17 protein-coding genes (1 of these 17 running past the window's edge) are annotated in these 17,276 nt (G+C 52.2%); 12 read left to right on the top strand and 5 right to left on the bottom strand.

Annotation, left to right across the window (positions count from 1 at the left end; translation table 11 throughout):
- From ABNV41_RS03490 to spt, 4 genes are all read left to right on the top strand, one after another.
- Positions 1-567, top strand: partial view of a hypothetical protein gene (locus tag ABNV41_RS03490; protein ID WP_050820038.1) — the 3' portion only. 564 nt of this gene lie to the left of the window's left edge; only the last 567 of its 1,131 coding nucleotides appear in the window; its start codon lies beyond the left edge, outside the window; it ends in the stop codon at positions 565-567.
- A complete protein-coding gene (locus ABNV41_RS03485; protein ID WP_050820039.1) occupies positions 567-2,333 on the top strand; it encodes a fatty acyl-AMP ligase in 1,767 nt (588 codons plus the stop codon). The genes ABNV41_RS03490 and ABNV41_RS03485 overlap by 1 nt, the downstream gene beginning before the upstream one ends.
- A gap of 132 nt (positions 2,334-2,465) precedes the next feature.
- Positions 2,466-2,717 carry an acyl carrier protein gene (locus ABNV41_RS03480; protein WP_003625320.1) on the top strand — a complete coding sequence of 84 codons (252 nt, stop codon included), beginning with the start codon at positions 2,466-2,468 and terminating at the stop codon, positions 2,715-2,717.
- A gap of 6 nt (positions 2,718-2,723) precedes the next feature.
- A complete protein-coding gene (gene spt, locus ABNV41_RS03475) occupies positions 2,724-3,938 on the top strand; it encodes a serine palmitoyltransferase (protein WP_050820040.1) in 1,215 nt (404 codons plus the stop codon).
- 5 nt (positions 3,939-3,943) lie between these two features.
- Here spt and ABNV41_RS03470 read toward each other — a convergent pair whose 3' ends face one another.
- The gene (locus ABNV41_RS03470; protein WP_087651977.1) at positions 3,944-4,897 is read right to left on the bottom strand and encodes a hypothetical protein; all 954 of its coding nucleotides are present in this window, start codon (positions 4,895-4,897) and stop codon (positions 3,944-3,946) included.
- 24 nt (positions 4,898-4,921) lie between these two features.
- On the bottom strand, positions 4,922-5,902 hold the full coding sequence (locus ABNV41_RS03465) for a diacylglycerol kinase family protein (RefSeq protein WP_050820042.1): 981 nt from the start codon (positions 5,900-5,902) through the stop codon (positions 4,922-4,924).
- A gap of 95 nt (positions 5,903-5,997) precedes the next feature.
- On the opposite strand from ABNV41_RS03465, the gene ABNV41_RS03460 reads away from it, so the two are divergent.
- The 5 genes from ABNV41_RS03460 to ABNV41_RS03440 are packed head-to-tail and all read left to right on the top strand — an operon-like array spanning position 5,998 to position 10,820.
- Positions 5,998-6,948 (top strand): metallophosphoesterase, encoded by a 951-nt coding sequence (locus ABNV41_RS03460; RefSeq protein WP_196332640.1) that lies wholly within the window; start codon positions 5,998-6,000, stop codon positions 6,946-6,948.
- Entirely contained in the window at positions 6,945-8,144 is a 1,200-nt protein-coding gene (locus tag ABNV41_RS03455) for an LptF/LptG family permease (protein ID WP_349935089.1), read from the top strand. The genes ABNV41_RS03460 and ABNV41_RS03455 overlap by 4 nt, the downstream gene beginning before the upstream one ends.
- Positions 8,141-9,235: an LptF/LptG family permease gene (locus ABNV41_RS03450; protein ID WP_349934990.1), complete on the top strand. Its 1,095-nt coding sequence runs from the start codon at positions 8,141-8,143 to the stop codon at positions 9,233-9,235. The genes ABNV41_RS03455 and ABNV41_RS03450 overlap by 4 nt, the downstream gene beginning before the upstream one ends.
- The gene (locus ABNV41_RS03445; RefSeq protein ID WP_050820046.1) at positions 9,232-10,017 is read left to right on the top strand and encodes a sterol desaturase family protein; all 786 of its coding nucleotides are present in this window, start codon (positions 9,232-9,234) and stop codon (positions 10,015-10,017) included. Before ABNV41_RS03450 ends, ABNV41_RS03445 begins: the two co-directional genes overlap by 4 nt.
- Complete coding sequence (locus ABNV41_RS03440; protein ID WP_050820047.1) at positions 10,014-10,820, top strand: nucleotidyltransferase family protein; 807 nt, start codon at positions 10,014-10,016, stop codon at positions 10,818-10,820. The genes ABNV41_RS03445 and ABNV41_RS03440 overlap by 4 nt, the downstream gene beginning before the upstream one ends.
- Before the next feature lie 13 nt (positions 10,821-10,833).
- On the opposite strand, the gene ABNV41_RS03435 is transcribed toward ABNV41_RS03440, so the two are convergent.
- A complete protein-coding gene (locus tag ABNV41_RS03435; RefSeq protein ID WP_050820048.1) occupies positions 10,834-11,532 on the bottom strand; it encodes an HAD family hydrolase in 699 nt (232 codons plus the stop codon).
- Between the two features lie 82 nt (positions 11,533-11,614).
- On the opposite strand from ABNV41_RS03435, the gene glmU reads away from it, so the two are divergent.
- Positions 11,615-12,991, top strand: coding sequence for a bifunctional UDP-N-acetylglucosamine diphosphorylase/glucosamine-1-phosphate N-acetyltransferase GlmU (glmU, locus tag ABNV41_RS03430; RefSeq protein ID WP_050820049.1), 1,377 nt, complete (start codon positions 11,615-11,617; stop codon positions 12,989-12,991).
- Positions 12,991-14,814: a glutamine--fructose-6-phosphate transaminase (isomerizing) gene (glmS, locus tag ABNV41_RS03425; RefSeq protein WP_050820050.1), complete on the top strand. Its 1,824-nt coding sequence runs from the start codon at positions 12,991-12,993 to the stop codon at positions 14,812-14,814. Before glmU ends, glmS begins: the two co-directional genes overlap by 1 nt.
- A 43-nt stretch (positions 14,815-14,857) precedes the next feature.
- Here glmS and ABNV41_RS03420 read toward each other — a convergent pair whose 3' ends face one another.
- Together ABNV41_RS03420 and ABNV41_RS03415 are read right to left on the bottom strand one after the other, a co-directional pair.
- Positions 14,858-15,691, bottom strand: coding sequence for a DUF3108 domain-containing protein (locus tag ABNV41_RS03420; protein WP_050820051.1), 834 nt, complete (start codon positions 15,689-15,691; stop codon positions 14,858-14,860).
- Positions 15,692-15,712: 21 nt separating this feature from the next.
- The gene (locus ABNV41_RS03415) at positions 15,713-16,510 is read right to left on the bottom strand and encodes an IclR family transcriptional regulator (protein ID WP_050820052.1); all 798 of its coding nucleotides are present in this window, start codon (positions 16,508-16,510) and stop codon (positions 15,713-15,715) included.
- Between the two features lie 275 nt (positions 16,511-16,785).
- Between ABNV41_RS03415 and ABNV41_RS03410 the strand changes: the two genes are divergently transcribed.
- On the top strand, positions 16,786-17,274 hold the full coding sequence (locus ABNV41_RS03410) for a glutathione peroxidase (RefSeq protein WP_080986820.1): 489 nt from the start codon (positions 16,786-16,788) through the stop codon (positions 17,272-17,274).
- The last annotated feature ends 2 nt before the right edge of the window (positions 17,275-17,276 follow it).

Genomic DNA, 17,276 nt, shown 5'->3' with positions numbered 1-17,276 from the left:
AACAATAATCGTCCGACCGTCCTTTATAATCCACATTTTAATACGCGCCTCTCGTCCTGGCCTAAAATGGGCCTGAATGTGCTAGCGCATTTTGCCAATCAAGACCGTTATAATCTTATCTTTGCGCCTCATTATCGGCTGTTTGACAACAAAAAAGCCGAAGCGTTGCAGTTGGAGCGCGCGTTTGGTCATTACCCGCATATGCTGATTGATACTGGCAGCGCCCGCAGCATTGATATGACCTACACATCCACTGCAGACATGTATCTGGGCGATGTGAGTTCGCAAGTTGCCGAATTTCTGGTAAAGCCGCGCGCTTGTATGTTTTTGAATGCGCACAATGTTGAGTGGGAGGGTGATGAAAATTACCGCTTCTGGTCTTTGGGGCCTGTGCTGAATACTATTGACAGTCTAGGAGAAGACATTGAACAAGCCTTTTCGTCGCACAATGCTTTCGTAAATCTGCAAAAAGATTATATACGCGACACGTTCGACCTTGTTGGGGACGAACCGACTGCGCCGGTAGGGGCCGACGCAATTGTTGATTTTCTTCGAATGGCCAGCTGATGAATAGTATGAACCCTGCTTCTGCAATCTCTTTAGATGAAACCCTCCAACCGGTTTCTACCGCATCTGGCCAGCCGCGCCGGTACGGAGATTTTGCAACATTTCCTGAAGCGTTGGACTACGCCGCTCAAGGCGAAGCCGGGTTTAATATTTATTCCGGCAAAGGCGTACTTCTGGAAGCCCTTCCCTATAAAGTATTGCGTCAGCAGGCTGTTGAAACAGCTTTGCGCCTTTTGGGTATGGGCCTACAGCCGGGAGATCGTGTTGCCATTGTTGCAGAAAGCGATGGTGATTTCGCACGTATCTTCTTTGGCTGTCAGTATGCTGGTTTGGTTGCGGCCCCTCTTCCCCTCCCTGTCGCTTTTGGTGGCAAAGAAGCCTACCTAAAAACTCTTCGGGGCATGATCACCAGCGCACAGGCCAGCGCCGTTATTATTCCGCAGATTATCGAAGGCTGGACTGACGAAATTGTAACAGGCTTAGGGCTTGTATTTGCTGGGCCGCCGGCTGAACTGATGGCACGCCCTGTGCCAGATATGCCTTTGCCTGATATTCAGCCAGAGAACCTCTCTTATCTTCAGTTTTCTTCCGGCAGTACACGCTTTCCCATGGGGGTTTGCGTAAACCACCGTTCCGGCATGGCGAATGTTTCTTCCATTGCGCGCAATGGTTTGCAGGTTAAGGAAACGGGAGACCGCTGCGTTTCTTGGCTTCCCCTTTATCATGATATGGGCTTGGTTGGCTTCTTCCTGACCCCCATGACATGCCAGCTGAGTGTGGACTTGCTGCCAACGCGTGAATTCGCACGGCGGCCGCATGTGTGGCTGGATCTGATCAGCCGCAACCGAGGCACTATCGCTTACAGCCCTTCCTTTGGGTATGAACTTTGCGCACGGCGGCCCGCATCTGAAGGGCTGGATCTTTCCTGCTGGCGGGTTGCTGGCATTGGTGGCGATATGATCCGCGCACATATTCTGGATGAGTTTGCTGCACGTTTTGCTCCTGTTGGGTTTAGCCCCAAAGCATTTGTAGCAAGCTATGGTATGGCAGAAGCCACGCTTGCCATCAGTTTTGCACCACTTAATACTGGCATAGAGACAGATACGGTTGACCTTCCTGCACTGGAAAGCACCGGAATTGCACGCCCTCCAGCCAATGCGGATACACCAAGCCGTACTTTTGTGATTTGCGGCAAAGTTCTACCGGGGCATGAACTAGAAGTTCGGAACAGTTATGGCCGGGTGCTAAGTGACCGAGAAGTTGGCACTATTTATGTGCGTGGCCCCAGCCTGATGAGCGGGTACTTCCGCATGCCGGAAGAAAGCAGCAAAACACTGGATGCTGACAACTGGCTAGATACGGGCGACCTTGGCTACATGCTGGATGGACAGATAGTTGTAACTGGCCGTGCCAAAGACCTGATTATTATTAATGGCCGCAATATCTGGCCGCAGGATCTGGAATGGTCTGCTGAAACGCATATCCCTGTCCTGCGTAGCCGAGACGTCGCCGTTTTCTCGTTGGAAAAAGGTGACCATGAGGAAATCGTGGCCCTTATTCAGTGCCGCGCTTCCGCTACAGATACGCGTGAGAAGCTGAAAGCCGAAGCAACCAGTTTGTTCCGCCGCCTTCATGGCGTGGAAGTTTCTGTTGTATTGGTGCCACCGCACGCGCTGCCGCAGACATCTTCAGGTAAACTTACACGCGCCAAAGCCCGCACCATGTATCTGAGCGGTGCGTTTGAGCAGCAGTCTGAAGTCGCCTGACCGGCCTACGGGATTTTATCGCCCCTTTATGAGGAGAAAGGCTGGTCAAACTGGCCTTTTTCACCCATAAGGCGGCACTGCGAGCACAAGCTCGGCATAAAACAAACGCCCTTAAGGGATGAAGGATCCGACATGAGCGAAACCGTTGAAAGCGTTTCCGCGCTGATCATTCAAAAGCTCCTCGCTAACCCGAAGGTTCCGCGTGACATTGATGGTAACTGCAAGATTATGGAAGATCTTGCGTTTGATTCTTTGGCCGTCATGAACTTCGTGATGGAAGTTGAAGACAGCTTGGATGTTTCCATCCCGCTCGACAAACTGGCCGATATCCGGACGATTAATGACCTTGCTGCATGCATTGTCGCTCTGAAAAACAAAGGGTGAGCGTGGATGACATCACTATTTTCCAAATTTGAAGGTACGGCAGGCGCGCTGGGTTCTGTAGTCGCCGTTGGTGGCCGCAACCCTTTTGCTGTTGTTATTGAAAAGCCTGTATCTTCAACTGTTGGAATTATTGAAGGTCGGGAAACGCTTCTTTTTGGCACCAACAATTATTTGGGCCTTAGCCAATCCAAAAATGCCATTCGCGCAGCGCAGGAAGCCGCTGCTGCGTGTGGCGTCGGCACTACGGGCTCGCGCATTGCAAATGGCACGCAGTCCCTCCATCGGCAGCTTGAAAAAGATATTGCCGCATTTTTTGGCCGCCGTGATGCCATGGTATTTTCTACCGGTTATCAGGCCAACTTGGGCATCATCTCCACGTTGGCTGGCAAAGGCGATCATCTGTTTTTAGACGCAGATAGCCATGCCAGTATTTACGACGGTAGCCGCCTGAGTGCTGCTGAAGTTATCCGCTTCCGCCATAATGACCCGGATAACCTTTATAAACGCCTCAAACGCATGGATGGCACACCTGGTGCCAAACTGATTGTGGTTGAAGGTATTTATTCCATGACGGGCAATGTGGCCCCGATTGCAGAATTTGTAGCTGTTAAAAAAGAAACTGGCGCATATCTCCTTGTAGATGAAGCCCACTCTTTTGGGGTGCTGGGTGAAAACGGACGCGGCGCAGCTGAAGCCGATGGTGTAGAAGCTGATGTGGACTTTATCGTCGGCACATTTTCAAAAAGCCTTGGCACTGTTGGTGGCTACTGCGTATCCGATCATCCTGAACTGGAATTCGTGCGCCTGAACTGCCGTCCTTACATGTTTACTGCATCCCTTCCGCCAGAAGTTATTGCAGCAACAACGGCAGCCTTGGGCGATATGCAGGCTCATCCAGAACTGCGCAAACAGCTTATGGCCAATGCCCAGCAACTTCATGCTGGATTTGTAGATATCGGGCTGAATGCCAGCAAACAGGCTACCCCTGTTATTGCTGTTACGCTGGAAACAGCTGAAGAAGCTATTCCCATGTGGAACAGACTGCTGGAACTTGGGGTTTACGTAAACCTCAGCCTTCCTCCGGCAACGCCAGATTCTCGGCCTTTGCTGCGTTGTTCTGTAATGGCCACCCATACGCCAGAGCAAATTGCTCAGGCCATTGCCATATTCCGCCAAGCTGCCGCAGAAGTGGGCGTATCACCCGCACCTACCGCCGCGTAAAATCCTTATTTGCGTTTAAACGCCCCTTGTTGCCATAACCGCCAAACAATTGGTGGCGCTGCCAGCAAGGGGTGTTTTTCTGCAAAAGGAGAAAGCGGCACTTCTATTCCGCTATGGCGCTGGACTTTCCAAGCAGCGTAACGTGCCCCTCCAGTAAAAGTATAAGCTGCCTTAAGAAGGCGCAAAATATTTAAAGGTCGACCGCAAGACGCACGTAATGCCCATTTATGGATGGCATGTTGCTTTTGTTCCTGCTGGATTTGCGGCGTTACAATCTGATCTTGAGATGTGTACGGAATGCCTAGCATTTGCCAACACGGCAACAAAAGCTGCGCATAACGCTGAGTATAAGCATCTACAATACTTTGCCCACGGCCTGCTTTTTCAACGCGCAATTCAACCCGATATGTATTGCGATACAAAGCATTCCAATAATCCAGAACGGTGCCTGAATCTGGGCCAAGTTGAGCTGCCCACCATGCGGCGGCCAATACAGCCCGCATAACACAAGCATGCAATGCATCTTGGGCCTTACTATCCCGCCACCATACCAACCGAACAGGTTGAGAAAAGCGCGCCCATACCGTGGTATCCAACGTTTGTGGGCGCGTTAGCGCACGAAACTGCGCAAGAGACAAAATGGCAACTTTGGTCCGTAGAAGATGCTTCCCTACCCTATATTCATGATATTCTACATTAGGGGGTAAAAGAGCATTTGCCAGACAGGAAAGCCTTGTTCTGGGCCAGTCTGACTGTTTATCTACGATAATATAAAAATCCAGCAGAGTATCATCTTGAATCCCGCCCCGCAGGCCAGATCCATAAAACAGAACCCCTAATGGTTGTGCATTCCCTAAAAGATTACGCACAAATTTCGTCACCAAAGGGGATACCGATGTATGCAGTTCTTGCTCTGTAAGGGCAAAAATTTCTTTCTGCCCCGGCCGAATACCCTTCATGAACTGCTTTTCCACCAGAACGTTTTAAACATGCACAAAAGAAACCACGGGGCCCGCAGAAATAGTTAGGCTGCCATCTTGCCCCGGAGGCAGAACTTCACCATCCAGAATAAAAGATTGGTCCGTACGCAGCACCAATTCTGTTGCCGAGCCGCTATGATAGGCTGCATCCTGCCGTAGCCATTGCGGTGCTTTTCCGCGCAACAAATTCCAGACTGCACGCCCTAAATGTGGAGGGAAGGCGGCAACATCCAGATAACTAATCCCTCGGTCTGCTTCTTTCAGATTTTGCCAAAATGGCCAGATACCGTGGGGCAACCGATGCAAAGCTGTGCATAAAAACAGAAAATGATTCTGTTCGGGCAATATTTCACCATCACGCTCCACTGTAACTTTTGTGCCTTCCAGCCATCCTCGCCTATGTTTGGGGTTTAGTAACTGCCACGCTGTTACAAATAAGGTCGCCATAACAGCGGCATCATGCGAGTAATTTTTCAGAATTTTGGGGTCATGTGCAATTTCAATCCCGCGCCCAAAAGCACCTAAGCCGCCAAAAAAGCCTAGAGATGCCTCTTTTTTCTGCCCATCCCGCGTGACCACCAAAGGCTGCCTGCGCCGCACATCGGAAAGAAGGCGCCCGGATGCAAGACGAGCTTGCAAAATCTGTAATGCTTCAACCCCGCGCTTACCAAATCCAACATCTGTGGCAATCAGGTTGGTATTGCCAGAGGGCAACACAACAATGCTGGGCCACTGCTCTGGCGGGCAGGAAGAGGTATAAAGTGCGCTCAGAACATTCCCAACTGTGCCATCTCCCCCATCCACAACCAGACAGCTTATTTTTTGCTGTAAAAGGGCATAAACCTGCTGCCGTAATGCAGCATGCGTTCTAGGGGAACAAAACAAGGGCCCCAACATTTTGCCCGCAAGTTCCAGATACCTGGGATCTGCCTTCAAATTCCGACGGCTACGAGGATTGTAAATCAGGGCAAAACGATCGGACATTCAGCACTCTTGCTATAAACAAACAAAAACGCCAGCGCCTTTTGCCCCGGCTACGGGCGATGGTATAAAGGCTGTTATGGCTCTTGTCACATGCCGTGGGGCCATACCCCGTCATCGGAGATGTGTTTTTCTTGTCCTGCGTTCATATCGCCCACCTGTCTGACCCACATCTGCCACTTGTCGACTTGCCTTCTTTGAAGGAAATCCGCTTCAAGCGCATTCTCAGTCTGTTGTCATGGCAACTGCGGCGCAGGCATTTGCATAAACTACCGGCTTTGCAGGCAGTTATGCAGGATATCCGCCACTTTCACCCAGATATGGTTGCCCTGACAGGGGATATGACCAATCTGGGATTATTGAAGGAATTTCAGAACACACGGCAGTGGCTTTTACAGCAGGATTTACCCCCTACACTGCTTATCCCGGGCAATCATGATGCTCTGATAAAAGAGAACAGTGCAGCCAAACAGGCACTCTGGGCCGAATGGCTACATAACGGCACAAAGGCTGAACCAGCGGCCCCTTCCCTACTGGTAAAAGATCACATTGCCCTTATTGGGCTGAATACAGCCATCCCCACCCTGCCCTTTCTGGCATCTGGCAAGGCAGGGCAAACCCAGCTTGTGCTTTTGGCGGATCTGTTGCGCCGCACACGCGCTATGGGATTATGCCGGATTGTGTTACTTCATCACCCTCCGACGCAAGGTATCGTCAGCCGCCGCAAAGGGCTGGATGACTTTCAGGCGTTTCAAGATGTATTGCGTGCAGAAGGTGCTGAACTTGTGCTTTACGGGCATTCTCATCGTGCGCAAATCACTCCTATTCCGGGCACAGATATTCTGGCGGTCAGCAGCACCTCCGCTTCTCATATTGCGGATGAACCGGAAAAAAGTGCGGGGTGGAACGCCATTTCCGTGCACAAACAGCCCGACATCTGGCAAATCACCATTCAGCACCGCAGCTTAATGCCGGATGGAAACTTGCAAGACAGCCAGATAAGGCGTGTGTGCAGTATGCATCGCCTTTTGCCCGCAACCTCGCTATGACAGCCCGCATGTTCAATGTGCCTTTTCTGCGCCGGATTGTAGCTTCGCTTCGCCCCGGCACATTAGACCGCTACCTGATCGCTCAGGTTATGCCGCCTTTTCTGGTGGCGCTGTCTGTTGTGATGATTGCCCTGATACTTGAACGCCTTTTGGTGCTGTTCAACTTGCTGGCAGCGGGCAACAACCACATTGGCATCTTTATTGGCTTGCTGGCGGCTCTGCTGCCTCATTATCTGGGCTTGGCTATTCCCGCAGCGCTCTGCGTGGCGGTGTTTACCGTCATCCGCCGCATGAGCCAGAATGAAGAAATTGATGCCATTAACAGCAGTGGCCTTTCACTGTTGCGGATCACACGCCCCTATATCCAGTTGGGCGTTGTGTTAGGTATCCTTTCCTTCCTGCTTTATGGCTTTATCCAGCCTCACGCGCGGTATGATTTTCGCTCAACATTTTATATTGCCAGCCACACGGGCTGGGCACCGCGTTTGCAGCCTCGCATGTTTGCCAGCCCTTCCTCCCAACTCACCATTGTTGCGGACAAGGTCTCTCAAAGCGGTTCTGATCTGGAAAATGTTTTTATCAGAGATCTATCTGAGCAGCAGGAACGCGATATTACAGCGCGCAATGGGCATATCCGTATCGGTTCAGATGGAGAAACTGTTCAGATTGATCTGACCAATGGAGTGATTGTTACGGATAAAGGAGATGGCGTGCCCAGTCTGGTCACGTTTGACCATTCAACACGCTACCTTACGCATGCTTCGCACATCTCTCCTTTTCGCACCCGTGGGGAAGATGAGCGAGAACTCACATCTCCCGAACTGGTTGGCCGCCTCATCCGGCATGATCCTTCCATTTCCCGCCTGCATATGCGCTCTGAAGTGCATTTTCGTATGGCACGCAGCCTGACTGTGCCTTTTATTCCGCTTCTGGCGGCTTCTCTGGCACTCATGCGCAAGCGCCAGCGCAACAATGCCGGCCTGCCTCTGGCCTTTATTATTATAGTTGGGTTTGACCACATCATCCAGTTTGGCCACAGCATGGTTGCCACCAAAAAGGCATCGCTCCTGCTTATCTGGGGGCCTGCTTTGATCTTTATTGTCGGCTGCACTTTGCTGCTGCTTTATAAATCTGGTGCATTCCAGGTCTTAAAAGCCTGGCGTTCCCGCTCATCTGCCCAAAAAGCCCTGCCATGAGCCAATCTTCAAGCATGCCCCGCCACGTTCTTCTCCGCTATCTTTCCATGGCGTTGCTCTCGCGCGTGATTTTTTGCGGTGCCGTTCTTGTCGGGCTTCTTGAAATTCTGGCTCTGCTTGAACAAACCACCCCTATTTTACAACGGCACTTGGGCATCCAAGGTATTCTAAGTTTTGCAGCCATGCGCGCCCCATTTCTGTTGGCAGGTGCGCTTCCATTAAGTGTGCTCATTGGCGCGCTGCTTATGCTCACCCAGATGACATTGGCCAGCGAGATTGCCATCTTGCGCGCCTGCGGCCTTTCTACCTTTGGGCTGTATAAATACCTTATCCCTGCCACCTTGGTGATTGGCTTTGCCGGTGTTGTGCTGGATGATCAGGTCACCCCCCGGTCTGAACAGGCATTGGCCGCGTGGTGGAACCGCACAGACCCACACCCTGAAAACGGGCATGCCTTCTGGTTTCATGATGGCAACCGTATTGCTCATATTGGTTATACGTCTGATGGCGGCAATATGTTGACCAAGGTAGATATCTACATCCGCGATGCTAGCGGGCGGCTCCAGCAGATTCTCCACGCCAAGTCGGCTGACTACACGCATACGCGTGGCTGGCTCTTGCACAATGTTGATAGCATTACCGTGGAAGGCGAAAAAACCACACGCCTGCCTTCTGTTCAGGACATGGGATGGGATACAAGCCTGCACCCGTGGGAGTTTATTCGGCTGTCTGCCGAAAATCCGCCGCTTTCTTCCACCACCATTCTGGGCATGTTACGTGGGCGCCTACCATCCCATACCAGCCCCGGTTTTCTGGAGGCCGGGCTGCTTGAACGCTTCTTGCATCCGGCATCCTTGCTTGTTCTCTTGTTGATTGCGCTGCCCACAATCTATATCCCTCCACGGACAGGAACGCGCAGCTGGGTGCCAGTATGGTGCTTGGGCAGCGGGCTGTTGTTTATTATTGTGCAGGGTATGCTACGCGCAATGGGAAATGCGGGGTTGCTACCACCGGCCATTGCTACCATACCCGCATTGATTATTTTCACACTGGGGGCCATTACTGTGCTCCTGAGGAATGAAACACGATGAGCGGAACGCTAAATAACTCGTCGCTTAAAACCGGGCGCAGCTTTGATCTGGGGAAAATGAACCTCAGGCAGCTTTGGGTGGCATATCTTACCTACCCTACCATCCTGCTCTATTTTGCGCTGGTTATTGCTTCTGCTGCGCTGGCTACGTACTTTTTTGCAGGCTGGTGGCCAACACTGGTTTCTCTGGTAGCGGTGGTTATCGTGTATCCATTGGTATGGTACCTGCTGCACCGCTACGTGCTGCATGGCCGTATCCTGTATAAAATGAAATGGACGGCCGCTCTGTGGAAGCGCATCCATTTTGACCATCATCAGGACCCGCATCTGCTGGATGTTCTGTTCGGCGCACCCGCAACAACACTGCCGACCATTGGGGCAGTAACCATCCCCATTGGGTATCTTATTGGTGGCATTGGGGCTGCAGCCACAGCCTTTGGCACGGGCGTAGCCATTACCTGCATTTACGAATTCTTCCACTGCATCCAGCATCTCAACTACAAGCCACGTGCGAGTTGGATCCAGCGCATGAAAGCGCGCCATGTGCTGCACCACTTCCATGATGAAGATGGAAACTTCGGCATCACCAGCTTTGTCGTGGACCGGATATTTGGCTCATATTATCTGGATGCCAAAGCCCGCCCCCGTAGCCCCACGGTTTTCAATCTGGGTTACGATGTTAAGGAAGCCCAACAGTATCCGTGGGTGATGGATCTGACTGGCGCCCCCCCGCGTGATCGCCCCGATGGTGCACGCCCCGCGGAGAACAGGAAAGCGGCATGACCGCTTCCTCCCAAGGCATTACAGCCTTTATTCTGGCGGGCTCTCGCCCCGGCAAGCCAGATCCCGTTGCATTGGCCGGAGGCGTTTCTCACAAAGCGCTTCTGCCTATTGGCGGGGTGCCAATGCTTTTAAGGGTGATTGATGCGCTGCAACAGGTGCCTCAAATCACGCGTATTGCTGTTTGCATTGAAAACCCGCAAATTATCGCCTCTATCATTCCTACAGGAATAGACGTTATTCCGGCGCGCCCTGAAGGCCCTAGCGCAAGCGTGCTGGCTGGCCTTGCGCGCTATGGCACCCCTTTGTTGGTGACCACGGCAGATAATGCTCTGCTCCAGCCAAGCTGGGTGCAGGAACTGCTCAGCCAGAGCCACCCACAAGCCGATCTTGCTGTGGCCGTTGCAGCAGAAACAACTATACAGCGAGATGTGCCCCATACACAGCGCACCTATATTCGGCTTGCTGATCTAGCTTTTTCTGGCTGTAACCTGTTTTTATTCCGCACCTCTGTTTCTGCCCGCGTGGCAGACCTGTGGCGGCATGTAGAAAAAAACCGCAAGCACCCTTTGCGTGTTGCATGGCTTTTAGGGCCCAGTATTTTGTTACGCGCCCTTTGTGGCGAGCTAACACGGCGTGCGCTTTATCAACGCATCTATCGCCTCACCAGCGCGAAAGCGGAGCTTGTTCCGCTTTCTGATGGCCGTGCCGCTGTAGATGTAGATAAACCTGCTGATGTTGTGCTGGCAGAAGAACTTGCTGCTAGCCTTCCCGCTTGTTCCTTCGCAAAAACGCTACAGAAATAAACTTTTTTCAGATTTAGGCGGGCAGCAACGCGTGTAGTGCGGAAGGAATCTCCGCCATGCTAGCTGCCTGGCCATCTACCTGTGCCGCCAATGCGCTGGAACCATATCCCCACGCAGCAAACACAAACTTCACTTCAGCCCCTGTAGCCGCACCATAATCTGGCGGCATATCTCCAATCATAACACTGCGCACAGCCTCTCCCCCCGCCTGCTTTATTGTCCCCAGTAAATGCGCAGGATCTGGTTTATGGGCCGCAAAACTGTCACCTCCGCCTATTGCCGCGAAAAGTGATGTCAGGCCAAAATTATCTAAAATACGTCTGGCTGCTACCTCTGGCTTGTTGGTGCATACAGCCAGCAACCATCCTGCATCTTTCAACTGCTCCAATGCCTGCTGAGTATCGGGGAATAGACGCGAAAGACGCGTGGCCCGCGGTGTGTAAAGCTCCATAAACTTTTGCACAGCTTCAGACTCCGTAAGCGGTAGCGTATAAGGCTGCGCAGTTATGGTTTTCTGCTTTTCTCGTCCGGCATTCAGAACACGTTGCACCAAAGTAGGCACGCCATTGCCTATCATGGTGCACACCTCTGCATCTGTCAGAGGCGGAAGGTGGCAGATTTCGAGTAATTCCCGGCTACACGCAGCCAGATCTGGCACGGAATCAAGCAACGTGCCGTCCATATCAAAAACAGCCAGACGAGGTGCGGACATGCGGTTTTTCCTTACCGAGTAAATATCTGAAAACTTTTATGATATTGGCATGTTTGTTTTCCGGTGAGGAGACGTTTGACACATGCCGGAGCTTGGCTTACCGCATGCTCTTATGACGTCTATTTCCGCACCACGTCCTGCCACGGCGGTTCTTCTGGCCGCCGGACTGGGCACCCGCATGAAATCCTCCCGCCCTAAAGCCATGCAATCTCTTGGCGGCCGGCCAATGCTGGCACATCTGCTTGCCAACGCAGCGGAGGTATTTGACAGGCTGGTTGTTGTAATCGGCCCAGATATGGAAGAAGTTGCCGAACTGGCAGCCCCCTACCCGGTGGTTGTGCAGCAAGAACGCTTGGGCACTGCCCACGCTGCCTTACAGGCCGAAGCCTGGTTTGGTGATGGCGATGTGGCTGTGCTGTATGCTGATAACCCTCTGATTTCAGCAGAAACTCTCAACCGCCTGCTAGAAGAACGCCGTAAGCCGAATGTAGGTTTGGCATTGTTGGCCATGCGCCCGGCCGATCCTGCACGCTATGGCCGCGTAGTAGCCCAAGATGGCAATGTAGAACGTATTGTGGAATGGGCAGACGCCACTCCAGAAGAGCGCGCGATTGACCTGTGCAATGCCGGTGTATTGTGTGCTGATGCCGTGGATTTCCGCCGTTGGCTCCATAACGTGCGTAATGATAACACCAAGGGCGAATATTATCTGACAGACGTGGTGGATCTGGCCGTTGCCGATAACGTGCAGGTGCGCGCGGTAGAAGCAGCAGAAGATGAACTGCGCGGCGTAAATTCCCGTGCGGAACTCGCGCAGGCAGAAGCAGCCCTGCAAACACGCCTACGCAATAAAGCCATGGAAAATGGTGTAACTTTGGTTGCGCCAGAAACTGTGTTTTTAAGTGCTGATACGCAAATTGACCCCGATGTGTTGATAGAACCCAATGTGTTCTTTGGCCCGGGTGTAACCGTGCAAAGTGGTGCAATTATTCGGGCCTTTAGCCACCTTGAAGGATGCGAAGTGCAAGCCAATGCGATTATTGGCCCTTATGCGCGCATTCGGGAAGGCACCACCATTGGCGCTTCTGCACGCGTTGGCAACTTTGTTGAACTCAAGGCCACAACGCTGGGCAAAGGTTCCAAAGCCAATCATCTGACATATCTGGGTAATGCCGAAATCGGCAGCCGCACCAATATTGGCGCAGGCACTATTACCTGCAACTATGATGGCGTGTTCAAACACACCACCATAATTGGAGACAAAGCCTTTATTGGTTCGGATTCCATTCTTGTGGCGCCCGTAAGTATTGGAAACAACGCTTTGGTGGCTGCAGGCAGTGTCATTACACAAAATGTGTCAGATGAGGCTTTGGCTTTTGGTCGGGCGCAGCAGGTGAATAAAGCGGAAATGGGCAGGCTTTTCAAAGAGCGCCTGCAAGTAAAAAAGGAAAATGGCTGATGTGTGGGATCTGCGGCGTTGTTGGCCGAAGGCATGCCACCCCTATTGTTTTTGAAGGTTTGCGCCGGTTGGAATATCGGGGCTATGATTCCGCAGGTATTGCTACATTAGTAGATGGGCGTGTTGAACGCCGCCGTGCAGCAGGCAAGTTGGATAACCTTGCGGCACTGCTCAAGAAATCTCCGCTGCCCGGTACTACCGGTATTGGCCACACACGCTGGGCCACACATGGTGCCCCCACTGCATGCAATGCTCACCCTCATGGTACCGAGCGCGTGGCTATTGTGCACAATGGTATTATCGAAAACTTTGAAACCCTGCGGCGTGAGTTGGAAGCTGCTGGTCAGGTTTTTGAAACAGAAACCGATAGTGAAACTATTGCCCTATTGGTCGATTACCACCTGCAGCAGGGTCTGGAACCCAAGGAAGCTGCACTGCGTGCACTGCGTCGCCTAGAAGGCGCATACGCCGTTGCCATGATTTTTGCTGGCCATGAAGGGCTGATGATTGGCGCCTGCCATAGTGCGCCTCTGGCTGTAGGCTTTGGCGATGATGAAATGTTTCTGGGCTCCGATTCACTGGCTTTGGCACCGCTGACCCGCCGCATCGCCTACATGGAAGATGGTGATTGCGTTGTTATCACCCCCAAGGGTGCAGAATTCATGACCTTTGATGGTGCGCCAGTTGAACGTACCATCCAGCTCACCGCCTTGGCTGCCGGTTCCATCGGTAAAGATGGTTACCGCCATTACATGGAAAAAGAGCTGCACGAACATCCGTTGGTAATCGGCCAGACCTTGCAGCGCATGGTAGACCCGGCTTCTCGCCGCGTTATTTTGCCTGAACTGCCTTTTGATCTGGCAGAAGTGCCGCGTGCCGTTATCACCGCTTGTGGGTCTGCCTTTTTTGCCGGGATGATTGGCCGCTACTGGCTGGAAGAAATTGCCCGCTTGCCCGTGGATATAGATGTTGCCAGCGAGATGCGTTACCGCAATCCACCGCTTACGGCAGGATCCTTGGGGCTGTTGATTTCTCAATCTGGGGAAACAGCAGATACACTGGCAGCCCTGCGCAGCCTGCGTGAAAAAGCAATTCACATCGCTTCCGTGCTGAATGTTGAACACAGCACCATGGCGCGGGAAAGCGATGTTGTGCTGGGCACAGTGGCTGGCCCGGAAATTTCTGTGGCATCCACCAAGGCCTTTACAGCTCAGCTAACCGTATTGGCGTGCCTGACCATTGCCACAGCCCGTGCACGCGGCAAGCTGGACACGTTGGCAGAAGAACATCTTGTCAGCGCCCTGTTGGACCTCCCTAGCCGCGCGGCAGAAGTGTTCAACCAGACAGACGCTATTCGCACCATGGCGCAAGTTGTGGTGGAAGCGCGCGATGTTCTGTATCTGGGCCGTGGCAGCATGTTCCCCGTTGCCATGGAAGGCGCGCTCAAGCTGAAGGAAATCTCCTATATTCACGCAGAAGCATATGCTGCTGGTGAAATGAAGCATGGACCGATTTCCCTTATCGATCGCACAGTGCCGATTGTGGCTACAGCACCTTCAAACGCATTGTTTGAAAAAACGCTTTCCAATCTGCAGGAAGCTAAAGCACGCGGTGGCCGCCTGCTGGTGTTTACGGATACCAAAGGGGCTGAACGTGTTTCTGCCATTGCAGAACAGATGGTGGTTCTGCCCCACGTGCATGATTTTGTAGCCCCCATTCTGCAAACCATTCCGGTGCAGATGCTGGCTTACGAAGTTGCTGTGCTGAAAGGCACAGATGTGGACCAACCACGTAACCTCGCAAAATCTGTGACCGTGGAATAAATACAAAAAAGCCCCTATCTACATAGATAGGGGCTTTTACCATTTATGGCTGCAACTGAGGTTTCCCTTCCAGTTCCACCATAATGTGCCCTATTTTGGGGCTATCCACCTCTATTCTGGTTGCTACCATGCCGATCTGGGGAATATTCTCAAACCAGACACGGCCCTGTTGTGGCTTTCTGGCTTTACGATCTGCGCTGGACAGCTTGAAGCCCTTGATCTGCTGCGCCACAAAATTACAGCGCAAGCCATCTTCTCCCCAATCTTTTGATGCGCCATCTGGCAAAGGTTGCACACCGTCTGTTTGCACCTGCAACGTGCTTAAGCGCACACCATCAAATACCTTCACGGCACCATTGCCACAGCCCTGCCCCTCCTGCACCTTGTGCAAAAGCGCCATCAGAATAGCCACATTATCTACAGTGCCTTTGCGCTCATCTGGCAAAATCTGTTCACGGTCAGTTTCTACAGGCTCCATTGCCTGCACGTCCGGCATATCCTGCTTATAGGCAATGGACATGTGCCGGTTTTTACCGCGAGACCAGCCTGCGCTCTCGTAACTTTCTGGCTCAGGCATGCCGCTATTATAAAAATGTCCCTGCGCACGCAGATTAATATTTGTTTTCATGAAAAGCTGGAACAACCCGCCCGTTTTGCTTTGGGCCGCTACGCTATATTGGTTCCCACTTAGGCGATAAGCACTGTTAATGGTCATAACATGCAGCCCATGTGCATAGACAAAATAACGCACCACTGTTTGCGGGGCAGAAACCGCACCAGCATATGGCGTTGCCAGCACGCCTCCGGCCCCAAGCAACAAACCTACGGCACTGGCTTTGGCAAAACGACGCTTAAATAACAGATGCAAAAAAGACATTAGAAAGTCCCTTTGGAATCATCAGGAAAAATCCTGCCGTTCCCCACGATAACCCAAACGGATAGAAACAGCCTGCGCCAACCCCGCAGCCATATTGCCCAATTGCGCAACCGTGAAACGGCTTAATTCTGTTTGAGGCAGGCTGATGCCAATACCGGCTACCGTCTGCCCGGAATGATCTTTTACAGAGGCAGCAAAGCACCATAGGCCTTCATGCACCTGCTCATCATCTACGGCGTATCCTCTGTCACGAATTTCTGCGATTTCACGCACCAATGTCGTTACGGAGCAAATACCGTTCGGTGTAAGCGGTTCTGACCATGTGGAAACAGGGTTAAGAGCCAGCCATTCTCTGAAAGACGTATCATCCATACCAGCCAGCATGGCATTACCTGTGGCCGTAAATATGGCAGGTAAGCGCATTCCTACCCTAAAAGAGGCCCCAAGCACCGTAGCGCTATTGCGGCAGGCCACATACACAACCTCCGCCCCCTCCAGCATGGTTAGCGTTACTGTAAACGCATCCAGATCGGCACGATTCTCCAGCACATGGTAGAATTCCGTTACCAGATCGCGCTTTTCTGTCACATCTCCGGCCCAGTCCAACAGGCGTGTGCCCAGCCTGTAGCCCTGAGATGCGTTTTTCTCCAGCAGCCCCAACTCTACCATAACAGACAGCAGACCATGCACCGTACTGCGCGGCAAATCGAGCTGGCGCGCCACATCTGCGGCCAAGGGCGGCCTGCTGGAAGCCTTCACCATATCAAGAATACGAACGGCCCGCCGCAATGCGGGAACCGTGTCCTGTGATTTGGACATGCTTTTTCTTATTTTCCTTGTTGACAGAGAGGTCCGATCTCTTCATTATTCCAAATACGGGATCGAGTTCAATATAATGAATAACAAAAATCAGAACCGATCTTGCCGCGCAGAAGATATAGTGGAAGCCTGAAAAACAAGAACCCGAAAACGGGCAGCAGGCTTCCACTTCTTCACTTCGGCATTATGCCGCAAATAAATGCACCAAAATCTCGCTCCCTTTTCCGTCCTGCGCTACAGATAAAGCCTTTCCTGCACCATAGCAGCAAAAGGGCATGAACTTGACCTGTATATATGATTTTAAACTCCCCGCCCTAAATGGAAGCACCCTTGATCTGAGCGCTTATCGGGGGAAACCTGTTTTGGTGGTGAACACCGCATCCAAATGCGGATTTACTCCACAGTACGAAGGCTTGCAGGCTTTATGGACACAGTTCCAAAAAGCTGGGCTGGTTGTTGTAGGGGTGCCAAGCAATGATTTTGGCCAGCAGGAACCCGGCACCTCGGAAGAGATTTCGTCCTTCTGCCAAGTCAATTATGGGGTCACCTTCCCTATGGCGGCACGCAGCCCTGTAAAAGGGCCAGATGCTATTCCGCTTTTTAAATGGCTGGATAGTGAGCTTGGTTTTCTGGCACGGCCACGGTGGAACTTCTTTAAGTATCTCACCAACCGTCAGGGAATGCCTGTTGCGTGGTTCAGCTGCCTAACGCCGCCTACATCTGGGCGTGTCAGGCATGCTGTGGAAAACGCTCTTAAATCGTAAAA

The sequence above is a fragment of the Acetobacter sp. A11-2 genome (assembly GCF_040208445.1).
GTDB lineage: Bacteria > Pseudomonadota > Alphaproteobacteria > Acetobacterales > Acetobacteraceae > Acetobacter > Acetobacter oryzoeni.
This window is presented reverse-complemented; position numbering and strand designations above follow the sequence as displayed.

What these genes read in the sequence shown, in the direction of transcription:
- ABNV41_RS03450 (WP_349934990.1), top strand. Translation starts at nt 8,141, where the DNA reads ATGAGCCAATCTTCAAGCATGCCCCGCCACGTTCTTCTCCGCTATCTT.
- ABNV41_RS03470 (WP_087651977.1), bottom strand. Translation starts at nt 4,897, where the DNA reads ATGAAGGGTATTCGGCCGGGGCAGAAAGAAATTTTTGCCCTTACAGAG.
- ABNV41_RS03410 (WP_080986820.1), top strand. Translation starts at nt 16,786, where the DNA reads ATGAACTTGACCTGTATATATGATTTTAAACTCCCCGCCCTAAATGGA.
- ABNV41_RS03435 (WP_050820048.1), bottom strand. Translation starts at nt 11,532, where the DNA reads ATGTCCGCACCTCGTCTGGCTGTTTTTGATATGGACGGCACGTTGCTT.
- ABNV41_RS03455 (WP_349935089.1), top strand. Translation starts at nt 6,945, where the DNA reads ATGACAGCCCGCATGTTCAATGTGCCTTTTCTGCGCCGGATTGTAGCT.
- ABNV41_RS03485 (WP_050820039.1), top strand. Translation starts at nt 567, where the DNA reads ATGAATAGTATGAACCCTGCTTCTGCAATCTCTTTAGATGAAACCCTC.
- ABNV41_RS03445 (WP_050820046.1), top strand. Translation starts at nt 9,232, where the DNA reads ATGAGCGGAACGCTAAATAACTCGTCGCTTAAAACCGGGCGCAGCTTT.
- glmU (WP_050820049.1), top strand. Translation starts at nt 11,615, where the DNA reads ATGCCGGAGCTTGGCTTACCGCATGCTCTTATGACGTCTATTTCCGCA.
- spt (WP_050820040.1), top strand. Translation starts at nt 2,724, where the DNA reads ATGACATCACTATTTTCCAAATTTGAAGGTACGGCAGGCGCGCTGGGT.
- ABNV41_RS03465 (WP_050820042.1), bottom strand. Translation starts at nt 5,902, where the DNA reads ATGTCCGATCGTTTTGCCCTGATTTACAATCCTCGTAGCCGTCGGAAT.
- ABNV41_RS03415 (WP_050820052.1), bottom strand. Translation starts at nt 16,510, where the DNA reads ATGTCCAAATCACAGGACACGGTTCCCGCATTGCGGCGGGCCGTTCGT.
- ABNV41_RS03480 (WP_003625320.1), top strand. Translation starts at nt 2,466, where the DNA reads ATGAGCGAAACCGTTGAAAGCGTTTCCGCGCTGATCATTCAAAAGCTC.
- ABNV41_RS03420 (WP_050820051.1), bottom strand. Translation starts at nt 15,691, where the DNA reads ATGTCTTTTTTGCATCTGTTATTTAAGCGTCGTTTTGCCAAAGCCAGT.
- ABNV41_RS03440 (WP_050820047.1), top strand. Translation starts at nt 10,014, where the DNA reads ATGACCGCTTCCTCCCAAGGCATTACAGCCTTTATTCTGGCGGGCTCT.
- glmS (WP_050820050.1), top strand. Translation starts at nt 12,991, where the DNA reads ATGTGTGGGATCTGCGGCGTTGTTGGCCGAAGGCATGCCACCCCTATT.